Origin of the sequence: Streptomyces sp. 796.1 (assembly GCF_047525675.1) — a bacterium.
Taxonomy (GTDB): Bacteria; Actinomycetota; Actinomycetes; order Streptomycetales; family Streptomycetaceae; genus Streptomyces.
The window spans coordinates 34,915-48,757 of the sequence record NZ_JBLIWA010000027.1 but is presented as its reverse complement, the minus strand read 5'-3'; the positions used below and the strand labels follow the sequence as shown (position 1 = coordinate 48,757).

10 protein-coding genes are annotated in these 13,843 nt (G+C 70.9%); 7 read left to right on the top strand and 3 right to left on the bottom strand.

From position 1 onward, the window contains the following. Nucleotides 1-635: 635 nt before the first annotated feature. Nucleotides 636-1,544 (top strand): hypothetical protein, encoded by a 909-nt coding sequence (locus tag ACMA1D_RS19310; RefSeq protein ID WP_414725243.1) that lies wholly within the window; start codon nt 636-638, stop codon nt 1,542-1,544. A gap of 351 nt (nt 1,545-1,895) precedes the next feature. On the opposite strand, the gene ACMA1D_RS19305 is transcribed toward ACMA1D_RS19310, so the two are convergent. From ACMA1D_RS19305 to ACMA1D_RS19295, 3 genes are read right to left on the bottom strand one after another with little or no spacing between them, the layout of a single operon-like run. Beyond that, a complete protein-coding gene (locus ACMA1D_RS19305) occupies nt 1,896-3,080 on the bottom strand; it encodes an acyltransferase family protein (RefSeq protein ID WP_414725242.1) in 1,185 nt (394 codons plus the stop codon). Continuing rightward, nucleotides 3,077-4,465 (bottom strand): polysialyltransferase family glycosyltransferase, encoded by a 1,389-nt coding sequence (locus ACMA1D_RS19300; RefSeq protein WP_414725241.1) that lies wholly within the window; start codon nt 4,463-4,465, stop codon nt 3,077-3,079. The genes ACMA1D_RS19305 and ACMA1D_RS19300 overlap by 4 nt, the downstream gene beginning before the upstream one ends. Next, nucleotides 4,465-5,442, bottom strand: coding sequence for a glycosyltransferase family 2 protein (locus ACMA1D_RS19295; protein ID WP_349994143.1), 978 nt, complete (start codon nt 5,440-5,442; stop codon nt 4,465-4,467). The genes ACMA1D_RS19300 and ACMA1D_RS19295 overlap by 1 nt, the downstream gene beginning before the upstream one ends. A 187-nt stretch (nt 5,443-5,629) precedes the next feature. Between ACMA1D_RS19295 and ACMA1D_RS19290 the strand changes: the two genes are divergently transcribed. The 6 genes from ACMA1D_RS19290 to ACMA1D_RS19265 all read left to right on the top strand — a co-directional run bounded on the left by ACMA1D_RS19290 (nt 5,630) and on the right by ACMA1D_RS19265 (nt 13,813). Further along, nucleotides 5,630-6,970: a DUF6716 putative glycosyltransferase gene (locus ACMA1D_RS19290; RefSeq protein ID WP_414725240.1), complete on the top strand. Its 1,341-nt coding sequence runs from the start codon at nt 5,630-5,632 to the stop codon at nt 6,968-6,970. Between the two features lie 185 nt (nt 6,971-7,155). Then, on the top strand, nt 7,156-8,496 hold the full coding sequence (locus tag ACMA1D_RS19285) for a cytidylyltransferase domain-containing protein (protein ID WP_414725239.1): 1,341 nt from the start codon (nt 7,156-7,158) through the stop codon (nt 8,494-8,496). Next, a complete protein-coding gene (locus tag ACMA1D_RS19280; RefSeq protein WP_349994141.1) occupies nt 8,493-9,416 on the top strand; it encodes an N-acetylneuraminate synthase family protein in 924 nt (307 codons plus the stop codon). Before ACMA1D_RS19285 ends, ACMA1D_RS19280 begins: the two co-directional genes overlap by 4 nt. 593 nt (nt 9,417-10,009) lie before the next feature. After that, complete coding sequence (locus tag ACMA1D_RS19275) at nt 10,010-11,059, top strand: hypothetical protein (protein WP_414725287.1); 1,050 nt, start codon at nt 10,010-10,012, stop codon at nt 11,057-11,059. Nucleotides 11,060-11,241: 182 nt separating this feature from the next. Beyond that, nucleotides 11,242-12,648 (top strand): amidohydrolase, encoded by a 1,407-nt coding sequence (locus ACMA1D_RS19270; RefSeq protein WP_414725238.1) that lies wholly within the window; start codon nt 11,242-11,244, stop codon nt 12,646-12,648. 130 nt (nt 12,649-12,778) lie between these two features. Beyond that, entirely contained in the window at nt 12,779-13,813 is a 1,035-nt protein-coding gene (locus tag ACMA1D_RS19265; protein ID WP_414725237.1) for a BMP family lipoprotein, read from the top strand. Nucleotides 13,814-13,843 lie beyond the last annotated feature (30 nt).

Here is a 13,843-nt window from a genome sequence, read left to right as displayed (position 1 = left end):
CACCGGATCATGCGAACCCGGCACCGATCACGCGAACCCGGCACCGATCACGCGAACCGGGCGTCGGATCGCGCGAATCCGGTAGCAGAACGTGCGAACCCGGCGCCGGATCGTACGAAATGGGGACGGAGGGAAAGGAACGTGCGGGGAAGGTGTCCGTAGCGCGACATCGGTGTACCGCGCGGATCGCATTGCCGAATAGGGCCGCACCCCAGCGGAAAGGATTCGGCGTACCCGGCGTCAGCCCAGCGGCCAACTGCCGCCTGGTTGACCGGGGTTAGGGCGGCTACAGTGGCGCTCTCTCGTACGAATCCGAGGTACGACACCCGAGGTACGGCAACGCCCGGTCGGCGACGCTAGGAGAACCCATGGGGCTCATTCTCCGACGACGAACTCCCTCCCTCTGCACCGCTCTTCTCGCCCTCGTCGCACTCTCCTGCCAAGTGGGCTGCGACAGCTCATCGAATTCCCCGGCGGCCGGCCCCGAGCAGCAAAAGCCACAGACCCAGGGGAAACCGGAAGACTTTCGGGTCCCGGATACCGTTCTTCTCCTCAATTGCGCCGCCAGAACCGGTATTTCCCTCAGCGCGGTCTCCGTCCGCGACGGCAGCCTGGTCACCTCCGCTTCGGGCGACATGCCCGCGGACGCGAACCCGGGCGGCTCCTACGCCTGCCACGACGGCGGCGACGGCTACCCCTCGTCGTCGGCGCTCCGGCAGATGTTCAACGAGGACTACAGCCTGATGGCCGGGCGGATGGCCGGCCCGGCGAACACCGGCCGACAGGCGGTCGCCTTCGACGTGCGCACCGGGCTTCCCGTCGGCCCGGGCGCCGACGACCAGCACCTGCCCGGCCCGCCGCGGGACAGCTATCCGGTCTTCCACGACGGCGACCTCTGGTACGTCGACGGTCGGGGCCGGCTGCGGAGCCGGCCTCCGCTCGGCCCCGCCCAGGACGCCAGGGACCGCGGCCCGGCCGTCGACGCCGACGGCGGGCCGCTGAGCGAGGTGTCCTTCGGCGGGGGCGTCGCCTGGCGTGACAAGGACTCCGACATGGACGAGTCGGCCCTGCATCCCACGGGCGGGTACATCGCTGAGCACAACCCCATTTGGAACCAGCTCCAACTCCGCGAACACGGCGCCAAACACACCGTGGGAACTCCGCTGAGCCGGAGCGCGGACTATGGCGGCGAGGGCCCGAAGATTCCCCGCGGCAGTGCGGAAGTGCCCGACTGCGCACCGGAATTCTGGCTCAGCAACCGCGATCTGATCTGCTCCGGCGCCGGAAAGGAAAAAGCGGGCATCTTACGGGTGAGATTCACCGCCGACCTGGAGATCGTACGAGACGTCGAGCCCCTGCCGACCGGCGCCGGCGCACCGGCCTACGGCGCGATCCCGTCACCCGACAAGAAGCAGATCGCCTTTCTCACGGAACGGGCCGGCAAGGTCGAGGTCTACCGCCAGCCACTGCGCACCGGGGCCCGCCCGGTCAAAATCACCGAAACCTCGGACACCGGAGTCACCTACTTGCTGGGCTGGAATTGACGGCCAAGCCCCCCGCCGCCCGGCCCTAGCCGGCCGTCGGCCCACCCACCCCGCCGCAGGACCACCCCAACGCCCGCCACTCCACCCCGTACGCCCACCCGCACGTCCACCCCACAAGCGCCCCGACACAGAAACGGCCCGGGACGCATGATGCGTCCCGGGCCGTTCATCGGCTTCGTCTGCCGCAGCCCGTACGGGCCCTGCCTACCGCGCGGAGCCACCCACCGCGGAGCCACTCACCGAGTGGGAACCACCCGCCGTGTGCCGGGGCCGCCCACCGCGGGCGAGTCGCTCACCGGGGAAGGCGAGTCGCCAACCGGGGAAAACGACAGCCCCGGCCCCCGCCGTCCGCTACCGCTTTCGCTTGCCGGTGACGGACCGCTTGAGGACCGGGGTCAGTGGGTTCTCGACCAGTTTGTTCAGCAGCCAGGCCAGTATCAGCATGGCCACGATGGTGAGGGCGAACGTCGCGTGGGCCGGGACGTCCAGATCCTGGTGCAGCGTGTCCACCACGACCCAGCCCAGGTGCTCGTGGACCAGGTAGAAGGGGTAGGTCAGCGCGCCGGCGACGGTCAGCCAGCGCCAGTTGGCCCAGTTCAGCTTGCCCAGGGCGACCAGCGCGACGGCCAGGTAGCCCAGCGCGACGATGCCGATGATGACCGAGGTGTGGCGGTACGAGAAGAAGTCCGGGTTCTGGGGGTGCCAGAGCTCGTCCACCGCGTACCGCTGTCCTATCAGGAAGCTGACTCCGACGATCCCCCAGGCCAGTGCGTCACTGCCGAAACGATGCACCAGATAGAGGCCGATGCCACCGATGAAGAACGGCGCGTACTCCGGCATCAGCACGACGTCGAGCAGCGGCTGGTCGGCCGCGTCCGCCATGGCGGCGGCCAGCGTCCACACCGCGCAGAACAGCACCACCCGGTGCCGGCTCGCCCCGGGCAACACCACGAACAGCGCGAACAGCGCGTAGAACCGCAGCTCGGCCCAGAGCGTCCAGCACACGCCGAGCACCCGATCGGCGCCCAGCGGCTGCTGCAACATGGTGAAGTTGACCAGCGTGTCACTGGGCGAGACGGTCGCGAACGCCACCGCCGGCAGCGCGAAGACCAGCGTGACCAGGATGATCGCCGCCCAGTAGGCGGGGAACAGACGCGAGACGCGGGAGGCGAAGAAGTCCTTCAGCGGACGGCCCCAGCCGCTCATGCAGATCACGAAACCGCTGATCACGAAGAAGATCTGCACGCCGAGGCAGCCGTACGCGAACCACTCCGACATGGTCGGGAAGTGGTTCGACGGGGAGGTGCCCCAGGCCTTGGCGATCTCGCCGTCGCGCCCGCCGTAGTGGTAGCAGGCGACCATGAGCGCCGCCACGAGCCGCAGCCCGTCCAGCGCGCGCAGCCGGGAGGGCGGGCGCTGGCCGGGCGGCTTGCCCTCAAGCGCGGGCGGAGCGTCGGGCACCCCCGGCGCGTCGGCCGGGGGTGTGGAGGTCACGGCATCGGGGAGCGGCCCCGGTGCCGTACTCGGGACCGTCATCCGAAGGCTGCCCTTTTCTTGATCTGGCGCTGGACGGCGCGGGCCCGGCGGGCCACCTTGCGCACCGTCGGGTTGCGCGGCAGGAACGACAGGTGCGACGGCACCGCCCCGGGCAGGCCGAGCGCGGTGAGCCGGCGGCGCTTGAAGTAGCGCCAGGTGTGGGCGTTGAGCTTGGCGGACAGGTAGCGCTCGGCCGCGGGCCGCAGGTTCGGGTAGATCTTCGCCTGCATGGCGAAGCCGACGGCCGTGACCAGACCGGTCAGCTCCTTGCCGGCGCGGTCTCCGGGCGGCGCCGTCCAGGCCTGGACCGCCGCACGGTCCTCCAGGTCGGGCAGCAGCGCGTCGACGATGGTCACCGGCATGCGGTTGCTGTTCTGGTACGGGGTCAGCCGCTCAAGCAGCAGATCGGTGCCGGTACGGGCGACGGGCAGGCCGTACAGGGCGCTCGCGGTGATCAGCGCGGTGGAGAAGCAGCCGACGACCAGGGCCGGGCGGGTGCGCTGGTAGAGCACCTCGGCCAGCACCGGCGAGTCCACCACGGTCAGCTCGGCGCCGAGGGTGCTCGCCTCCTGTTCGAGCAGGTGCGACCAGCGGGCCGGGGCGGTCGGGTGCGGCTTGAAGACCACCTCGCGGTGCCCGAGCCTGACCACCCCGCGCAACATCCGGACGTGCAGTTCCTCTTCCTCTTGCGGGGTGAGGATGTCCAGCGCCGACAGGTACTGGCCAAGGAGCAGCGCGGGACCTGCGGTGCCGGGCGTCGCGTCCGGCACCGTGACCTCCGGGGAGACCCCGGCGATCTCGGCGAGCACCTTGGTGAACCGGTCGGTGGGCACGATTTCGGACGGTACCCCGAACTCGGTCAGCAACAGCGGCTTGAGCCCCGGCACCAGGTCCAGGTGGAGCAACCGGCGCACCCGGGTGCCGACCAGGGGGGAGAGCTTGTTGCGGGTGGGCCCGTAGCTCATCAGGCCGTCCGCGTACACGTCCAGCGGAGAGTTGGGGAACAGCCTGGCGAGCGCGAGGGCCGGGTTGACCTGGATCGATTCGAGGACGATCTCGACGTCGTCGTCGCCCAGCCCCCACAGCAGCCGCAGGTGGCGCTCCCACAGCGGGGCGTCGTCGCCGCGCGGGGACCAGCCGCCGGGGTGGAACGGGCGGATCGTCTCGTTCCACGACAGGACGCCGTCGAAGCGCGAGCGCAGCACCTCGAAGCCGGGCATCTCGTCCAGGCCGGGCGTGGTCTCCGGGATGCCGGCGTTGTTGCTCACCAGGAGCAGCCTGCGGTCGGCCTCGTCGAAGCAGTCCGCGTCGATGGCGGCGGCCAGCGTCGCGGCGCCGTACAGCGTGGACGCGAAGAAGATCTGGGTGCGGTTCCGGATGCTCATCAGGCCGCGACCTCCGGGCCGACGGGGCGGCGGCGCAGCTTGCGCAGCCGCGCGGCGCGGTCGTAGTCCATGGCGTCCAGCGCCTCGTCCAGCACCTGCTGCGGCATCCGCTTCATCGCCGCCGCGCTCATGGTGCGCAACTTACGTGCCACGGCCGGTTCAAACCTTTCGATGCCACCAAGGTGATGGGAAATAATCGCACAATACGTGCGGACGGCCTTCGGGAGAAGCCTGGCGGCTTCCCTGTCCCGCGCGGTTTCCTCGATGACCTGGTCGAATGCGCGAATGAAATCGAGCTGTCGCACATCGCCGATCTGGGTGAGCGAGGAGGCGACGCCGCGCCGGTAGAAGACGCCGAGCAGGCCGAGTACCGCAAAGGTCTTCGCCTCGCGGTGCAGTTTCCAGATCCACGGGCGGTCCTCCGCGGTCCGCAGTCCGTGCGTGAAATGCAGCAGGCCGTCGTCCAGCAGCCTGCGGTGGTACATCCCGGCCCAGGCGAATGCGTAGTCCACGGAGGTGGACCGGTCGGAGGGCAGGATCACGTCCCGCGGGTTGAGGACCGTGTTGCGCATGCCGACCGGCACCCGGTGGATGGAGCGCGACCGGTTGGTGACCTGGACGTGGTCGGTGCGGACGAAGTCGCAGCCCAACTCCTCCATGGCGGAGAGGACTTGCTCGAAGTAGCCGTGCGCGAGCCAGTCGTCACCGTCCAGGAAGGTGATGTACTCGCCGCGGGCCGCGTCCAGCCCGGTATTACGTGCGGTGGCGAGCCCGCCGTTCTGTTCGTGCCGGATGAGGACCGCGCCCGGCAGGTCGCGCTCGGCGCGTTCCAGGAGTTCCGGGGTCCCGTCCTGTGAACAGTCGTCGACGAGAATGAATTCGAAGTCCTCCCGCGCGTTGGCGCGCAGACTTCTCAAGGTGTCTGGTGCGTAGGTCTGCACGTTGTAGAACGGCACGATGACGGAGAGCTTAACCACTCGGGTGACGGTAGGTGTCCGCCCGGCATTCGTCTTGACCTATGGCATACGAGAAGGTGAACGAAGGAAGTCGGAATGGTTAACCCGCTGCTCCGGCGATCGGGTTCGCCAACCGTCGACATGCTGTTAACCGTTTGTTGCGCCGGAGTTGGGCCGTGACTCGCAAACCCTTCCTAGCGTCAGCGACGTGCCCACCCGTACCAATTCCCAGCCCCGCGTGGCCGTGCTCGCAGATTCCGACACCCGGTGGAAGTGGGGCGCGCTCACCGCACATCGCGTAGCCCCCGACCACCGTCTGGACGGCTACCTGCTGCGAGGACGCGCGACCCCCACCGCCCGGCAACTGTCCGAGGTCGGCGTGCACGCGGACGCGATGCGTGAGGTCACGGGCATCGAGTTCATCCACGCGATAGAGCGCGAGCACTACGACGCCGTGGTGCTCTCCTGCGTGGGCGGCGGCGTCCAGGCCGTACTGCACGGCATCGGCCACGCCCTGCGCAACGCGCCGCACCGCCCCGTCCTCATCACCGGCTACGTGGGCGTGGTCTACGAGAAGCTCGCCGACGGCCTGCTGCTGCGCAACGGCGCCGACATCGTGCTGGCCAACAGCCGCTACGACGCCGAGCGGTTCCGCGAGGTCTACCGCGGCGTGGGCGCCGACCCGGACGTGGTCGTCGAATGCGCGCTGCCCTTCCTGGGCGGCGACAGCTACGACGAGACCGCCCGCACCCGGCGGCCCTACACCGGCGGCACCGTCGTCTTCGCCGTCCAGCCTTCGGTGCCCGATAACCGCGCCGACCGCGCGTACCTGCTGCGCCGCGCCGTCGAGCACGCCCGCAAGCACGCCGACCGCGAGGTGCTGGTCAAGCTCCGCAGCAAGCCGGGCGAGCACACCACGCACATCGAAGAGCTGCCCTACCAGAAGCTCGCCGAGAAGCACGCGGGCGCGCTGCCCAGCAACTTCCGGCTGGTCTACGGGCACATGGGCGAGGTGCTCGACGGGGCCGACCTGCTGGTGACCGTCAGTTCGACGGCCGCCCTCGAATCGCTGCACCGCGGCATCCCCACCGCCGTCCTCACCGACCTCGGCGTGCGCGAGGTGCTCGGCAACCACCACTTCATCGGCTCGGGCTGCCTGGCCTCCTGGGACCAGCTCGACACCGGCTACCGCCCCACCGCCGACCCGCAGTGGGTGGCCCGGCAGGGCGTGGCCGCCGCGGACGGCGCGTACGAGCACGCCTTCGACGCCGTCCGCGAGCGGCTCACGGACCTCATCACCGGCCCGCCGCTGCCGCCGGTCACCCCGTACTACACGGCCGTCACCGCGCCCGGCTACCTGCCGCGCATCCTGAACCGCTACGGCTTCCAGCCCGACGGCAGCCCGCGCCCCGGCGTCACCGTCGAACCCGAGGACGCCTCCGGGCTCAAGCGCGTGGTGCGCAACACGATGCGCGAGGCGGCGCGCGGCGCCTACCGGCACGGCGTGCAGCGGGTCGCCCCCGTCATCCGCCGCATGGGGGAACTGTGACGTCCGGGCCCGACCAGCAGGCGTCCGCCGGGGCAGCCGCCCCGGTCGCCGGGCCGGCAGAGCCCGCCACCGTCTCGGCAGGGCCGCCGCGGGACCGGCCGGCCGCGCCGGAGACGAGCCCCACCCACTCAGGCGCCCAGCGCCACGAACCACCAGGCGCGCAGCGCCACGAGTCAGGAGCCGCCATGTCCACCTCGGAGCCCGTAGGACGCGCCAGCGCGCCGGGCGCAAGCACGACGACCGAGGGCCGCGGCGCGGATCGGCCCGCCGGCGGCCGGGTGCTCGCGGTGATCCCCGCCCGCGGTGGCTCCAAGGGCGTGCCCGCCAAGAACCTGGCGGCCGTCGGCGGGGTGCCGCTGGTGGCCCGGGCGGTCCGCGAGTGCCGTGCCAGCCGGCTCGTCACCGACGTGGTGGTCTCCACCGACGACCCGGGCATCGCCGCCGCGGCCCGCGGCGCCGGCGCCGACGTCATCCAGCGCCCCACGGCCATCGCCGGCGACACCGCCACCAGCGAGGCGGCCGTGCTGCACGCCATGGACCAGCACGAGGCGGAGCACGACGGGCCCGGCAGCACCGAGGTCGTCCTCCTCGTGCAGTGCACCAGCCCGTTCATCACCCGCGAGGACATCGACGGCGTGGTCGGCGCGATCGTCGACGGCGGTGCCGACAGCGCGCTGACCGTCGCCCCCTTCCACGGCTTCATCTGGCGCGACGCGGACGAGGAGCCGGCCGACGGCGCGGCCGTCGACGCCGCCACCGGCGGGGCCAGCGGCGGCTTCGGCGTCAACCACGACAAGTCGTTCCGCCCGCGCCGCCAGGACCGGCCGCAGGACCTGCTGGAGACCGGCGCCGCGTACGCGATGCGCGCGGCCGGCTTCCGCGACCACAAGCACCGGTTCTTCGGCCACACCGCGCTGGTGCGGACCGACGCCGCGCGGGTCCTGGAGATCGACGACCCGCACGACCTGGAGCGGGCCCGCGCCCTCGCGCCGCTCCTGGACGGGCCCGGCGCGCAGGGCCGCACCGGGTACCTCCCCACCCACCTGCCCACCCGCGACGACATCGACGCGGTGGTCATCGACTTCGACGGCACCCAGACGGACGACAGGGTGCTGATCGACTCCGAAGGACGCGAACTCGTCGCCGTACACCGCGGCGACGGGCTCGGGATCGCGGCGATGCGCCGAGCGGGCATCCCGCTGCTGATCCTGTCCACGGAGCAAAACCCGGTCGTCGCCGCACGGGCCCGCAAGTTGCAGGTGCCCGTACTCCACGGCATCGACCGCAAGGACCTCGCACTGAAGCAGTGGTGCGAGGAGCAGGGCATCGCGCCCGAGCGCGTGCTCTATGTCGGCAACGACGTCAACGACCTCCCGTGTTTCGGCCTCGTCGGCTGGCCCGTGGCGGTCGCAGGTGCGCACGACGTCGTACGTGGCGCCGCACGCGCGGTCACCTCCACTCCCGGAGGAGACGGTGCGATCCGCGAGATCGCCTCGTGGATTCTTGGAAAGGAACTGTCTTCATGAGCTCCACCCGCCTCCGCACCCTCGGCGCCAAGACCGCGGGGCCCGGCCAGCCGGTCTACGTCACCGGTGAGATCGGCATCAACCACAACGGTGACCTGGAGAACGCGTTCAAGCTGATCGACGTCGCCGCCGACGCCGGCTGTGACGCGGTCAAGTTCCAGAAGCGCACCCCGGAGATCTGCACCCCGCGGGACCAGTGGGACATTGAGCGCGACACCCCCTGGGGCCGGATGACGTACATCGACTACCGGCACCGCGTCGAGTTCGGCGAGGACGAGTACCGGCAGATCGACGAGCACTGCAAGAAGCGGGGCATCGACTGGTTCGCCTCCCCGTGGGACACCGAGGCCGTCGCCTTCCTGGAGAAGTTCAACGTCCCGGCGCACAAGGTTGCTTCCGCGTCGCTGACCGATGACGAGCTGCTGCGGTCGCTGCGCGCCACCGGCCGCACGATCATCCTCTCCACGGGCATGTCGACGCCGAAGCAGATCCGGCACGCGGTCGAGGTGCTGGGCAGCGAGAACATCCTGCTCTGCCACGCCACCTCCACCTACCCGGCCAAGGCCGAGGAGCTCAACCTGCGGGTGATCAACACCCTCCAGGCCGAGTACCCCAACGTGCCGATCGGCTACTCCGGCCACGAGACGGGCCTCCAGACCACGCTCGCCGCGGTCGCGCTCGGCGCCACCTTCGTGGAGCGCCACATCACCCTCGACCGCGCCATGTGGGGCTCGGACCAGGCCGCTTCGGTGGAGCCGCAGGGCCTCCAGCGCCTGGTGCGCGACATCCGCACCATCGAGGAGTCGCTCGGTGACGGCGTCAAGAAGGTGTACGAGAGCGAGCTCGGCCCGATGAAGAAGCTGCGTCGGGTGGCCGGCGTCGTGGCGGAGTCCGAGGAGCGCGAGCCCGCCGCTGTCTGACCCGTGTCCACGGGTCGTGGGCACGCCGCGCCGCCTCGTGGGCGGCCGGCTGCCCGGCAACTCCCGTAGGCCGAGCGGTCCTGCTGTCCGGCGGGCCCGCCGAGAGCGTGAGGTAGACCTCAGTGAGCTCAACCACAGGGCCGGTCGGCCCTGTCCCGGAGGCGGCCCCCACCACAGGTGGGGCCGCCTCCGAGCGCCACGTCCGGGCAGAGCCCGAACACGGCGCGCCCCACCGGGCCGCATCCACGGGCCGCACGCTGGCCTTCGTGGAGAGCCCGGTGCAACTGTTGAATGTGCTGGAGTGGGCTTACGCCGACGCGCTCCGCGCGTCGGAAGACGCAGTCGCGCTCCGTGCGTCGGAGGGTGCGGAAGGCGAGGGTGGGGCCTCGCTCCGTGCGTCGGAGGACTTGGTTCCGTACGACTCCGCTCCGCATCCCGCCCCGCAGTCGGGGCCGTACACCGCAGGTCAGGGCGGCCCGGCGGGCGTCTTGGCCGCGGCGGACGGCACGCCCGGCGGGTTCGGCGCGGGCAGCGCGTACGACAGGGCCGGCACGTACGGTGCGACCGGCACGGGTAGTGCCGACGGCGCGGGCATGACGGGCCCCACGGCGGACGGTTCGACCGTTGAGCCGCCGCGTGGGGTCCTGGCCGCGGCGGGTGCCGGTGCGGGGGCGCCGGACGACCTGACCGTGATCGTGTTGTCGCCGCACGACCCGATGACCCGTGGTCAACTCCGTCGGATGGCGGAGCTGGCCAGGGAAGAGGGCGTGACGGTCCGTTGGGAAGAGGCGCGCGGCGGTGCGGGTGCACCGTTCCGCACCATCGGCGGCCTGGCCGCGATGTTGCGCGCCGCGCGGCGGATCGTGATCGGCGATCCGTTCTCGCGCTACGTACAACTCCTGCTGACGATGGCCAAGGCCCGCGATCTGATCGTGGTGGACGACGGCACCGCCACCATGGAGTTCATCTCCCAACTGGCGCGTGGCGAGCGGCTTGAGCGCTGGCACCGGCGCGGCAGCCGCGGCCCCCGGGACCTGGTCTTCGCGCCGGTCTCGGCCAACGCCCGGCGCCGGCTCACGCCGGGGCAGCGGCGCCGGGTCGAGGTGTTCAGTTCGATGCCGGTGGAGCCGCCGTCCGGTGTCGTCGTCACGGCCAACACCTTCGCCTGGACCCGGGCGACGTTCGGCCCGCCCCGGCTGACCGGTGGCACCGACCTGGTGGGTACCTCGCTGGTGGAGACCGGTGTGGTGGACCCGGAGCGCTATCTGGAGGCGGTCACGGGGCTGGCCAGGGAGCACGGGGCGACGCGGTACTTCGCGCACCGCAAGGAGAGCCCCGACAAGCTGCACCGGATCAGCGTGGAGGTGGGGTTGGAGATCGTCCGTCCCGACCTCCCGTTGGAGCTGATCGCCCGGCGCGGTCCCATAGGGCGGACGATCTTGAGTTTTCCTTCCACGGTGGTGCACACGCTTCCGCTTGCCCTCGCGGGCACCGGAATCAAGGTCGCCGTCTGTGACGTCGATCCGGCGTGGTTGACCGACAAGGCGTCGCCGCGCGCCCAGGGCTTTCTGTCCGGGGTCACCGGCACCGCGCGTGACGTGCAGCGATTGCCGTACGCACCGGCTTCGCCGAGCCAGCCCTAGCGTTTCGGTCCGCTCACCGTCGGTGAGCGGACCGGCCGTTTTCGGGGCCAGGGCATAAACATGCCCCATACCCGTTGCGGCCTCCACTCATGCGGATTGCGGCCTGTTTTTCTTCCCCTAACGGGCTGAACTTTTGTTGATCGGCGCGCAGTTGTCCCCCGGGTCGCCTTACGCTGCACGACGTGAACCCTGTGACGTCCCGCGACCGTGAACCCGACACCACCCCCGACGTGGAGCTGCCCGCAGCGGCGGCCGAGGCCGAGTTGCCAGGCCGGCTGCCCGCCGCGCTGCGCGACGAACTCATCGCGTTCCGGCGGGACTTGCACATGCACCCCGAGCTGGGCAACCGCGAGTTCCGCACCACCGCGGCGCTCAAGGCCCGCCTTGAGCAGGCCGGTCTGACCCCGCGCGTGCTGAGCGGTGGCACCGGGCTGGTGTGTGACATCGGCGTGGCGGGCCCCGCGGCCGGCGACGCCGGAGCGGACGGGCGGGACGCACGCGCCGCGTACGGTGACGGCTTCCCGGGCGCGGCGACCCACGGTGACGGCTTCCCGGGCGCGGCCACCCCCGGCGTGCCGGCCCCCGGTCTGGCGATCCACCGTGACGCCGGGCGCCCCTTCCTGGCGCTGCGCGCCGACATCGACGCGCTGCCGATCCCGGACACCAAGACCGTCGCGTACCGCTCGACCGTGCCGGACCGGGCGCACGCCTGCGGCCACGACGTGCACACCACGGCCGTGTTGGGCGCCGGCCTGGTGCTGGCCGAGCTGGCCCGCGAGGGGCGGCTGCCGTACCCGGTGCGGCTGATCTTCCAGCCCGCCGAGGAGGTGCTGCCCGGCGGCGCCCCCGACGCCATCGAGGACGGCGTGCTCGACGGGGTGGGGCGGATCATCGCCGTGCACTGTGACCCGCGGGTGGACGTCGGTCGCCTCGGACTGCGGGTCGGCCCCATCACCTCCGCCTGCGACCGGCTGGAGATCACCTTGAACGGCGCGGGCGGCCACACCGCGCGCCCCCATCTGACCACCGACCTGGTCACCGCCGCCGCGAAGGTGGTGACCGAGGTGCCCGCGCTGCTCGGCCGGCGCGTGGACACCCGCTCCGGACTGGCTCTGACCTGGGGCCGTGTCGCCTCGGGCCACGCCTGCAACGTGATCCCGCAGCAGGCCGAGCTGGCCGGTACGGTGCGCTGCCTGGACCTGCCGGGCTGGCGGGCGGCGCCCGACCTGGTGCACGCAGCGGTCGAGGAGGTGGCCGCCCTGCACCGGGCCAAGTTCGAGATCAACTACGTCCGCGGGGTGCCGCCGGTCGTCAACCGGCCGGAGGTCACCGAGCTGCTGCGGCGTGCGATGGTGGCCCGGCGGGGCACCGATTCCGTGGAGGACACCGAGCAGAGCCTTGGCGGCGAGGACTTTTCCTGGTATCTGGAACACGTACCGGGCGCGATGGCCAGGCTCGGTGTGCGCCGGGTGGGTGACACCGCGCGGCGGGATCTGCACTGCGGCGACTTCGACGTGGACGAGGAGGCGATCCAGGTGGGCGTCGAACTGTTCACGGCCGCTGCTTTGCTGGATCGCAACCTTCCGTAGGGGGCACGGTCACGGCGGGTTCGCGACGATCCGATAACGGCTTGCAGACACCCCTTTTCTGCGGTTCTACGCGCGTTACGATGCGGCGGAATCAGCGCCGTAGGTGGCGCTTCGAGTGAAGGGGTCCCTCGTGCGCCGGGCATCCAAGATCGCCGTCGCGGGCATTGCTACCGCGGCTCTCGCCTTCTCCGCCACTGCGTGTGGCAGCAGTTCGGACGAAGGAGGCAAGGACAAGGGCATCGGCCTGGCGTACGACGTCGGCGGCCGGGGCGACCACTCCTTCAACGACTCCGCGGCCAAGGGCTTCGACAAGGCGAAGAAGGACCTCAAGGTCGGCGGCAAGGAGATGACCGCCAAGAACACCGACACCGAGGCCGACCGCTACCAGAAGCTGGCCGACCTCGCCGACGCCGGCTACGACCCGGTCATCGGCGTCGGCTACGCGTACACACCCTCGCTGGCCAAGGCCGCGAAGAAGTACCCGGACACGCACTTCGCGATCGTCGACTCGGTCGTCGAGGAGAAGAACGTCGCCAGCCTGGTCTCCGCCGAGCACGAGGGCTCCTACCTGGCCGGCGTCGCCGCGGCCCTGAAGAGCAAGTCCGGCAAGGTCGGCTTCATCGGCGGCACCAACAGCGCGCTGATCAAGAAGTTCGCCGCCGGCTACGTGCAGGGCGTCAAGGACACCAAGCCCAGCGCCACCGTCGACGTCCAGTGGGTGACCCCCGGCAGCACCGACGGCTTCGGCTTGCCCGACCGCGGCAAGGACATCGCCGAGGGCATGCTCGACAAGAACATCGACGTCATCTACTCGGCGGCGGGCGGCTCGGGCGCCGGCGCCATCGAGGCCACCGCCAAGAAGAAGGGCGCCTGGTCGATCGGCGTCGACGGCGACCAGTACCACGAGAAGGGCCTGGCGGACTACAAGAACTCCATCCTGACCTCGGTGGTCAAGAACGTCGACGGCTCCGTCTACGACTTCATCGCCAGCGTGCTGAAGGACAAGAAGCCGATGACCGGCGTCCAGACGTACGACCTCAAGCAGGGCGGCGTCTCCCTCTCCTACTCCGGCGGCTTCCTCGACGACATCAAGCCGAAGCTGGAAGAGGCCAAGCAGAAGATCATCGCCGGCGACATCAAGGTGAAGTCGACCTACGCGGGCTGACCTGCGCGCCGGCCCGTACGGCCGTCGCAC

Coding starts and splice junctions, on each gene's coding strand:
- ACMA1D_RS19310 (WP_414725243.1), top strand. CDS start 636: ATGCCCGCGGACGCGAACCCGGGCGGCTCCTACGCCTGCCACGACGGC.
- ACMA1D_RS19305 (WP_414725242.1), bottom strand. CDS start 3,080: ATGACGGTCCCGAGTACGGCACCGGGGCCGCTCCCCGATGCCGTGACC.
- ACMA1D_RS19300 (WP_414725241.1), bottom strand. CDS start 4,465: ATGAGCATCCGGAACCGCACCCAGATCTTCTTCGCGTCCACGCTGTAC.
- ACMA1D_RS19285 (WP_414725239.1), top strand. CDS start 7,156: ATGTCCACCTCGGAGCCCGTAGGACGCGCCAGCGCGCCGGGCGCAAGC.
- ACMA1D_RS19280 (WP_349994141.1), top strand. CDS start 8,493: ATGAGCTCCACCCGCCTCCGCACCCTCGGCGCCAAGACCGCGGGGCCC.
- ACMA1D_RS19275 (WP_414725287.1), top strand. CDS start 10,010: ATGACGGGCCCCACGGCGGACGGTTCGACCGTTGAGCCGCCGCGTGGG.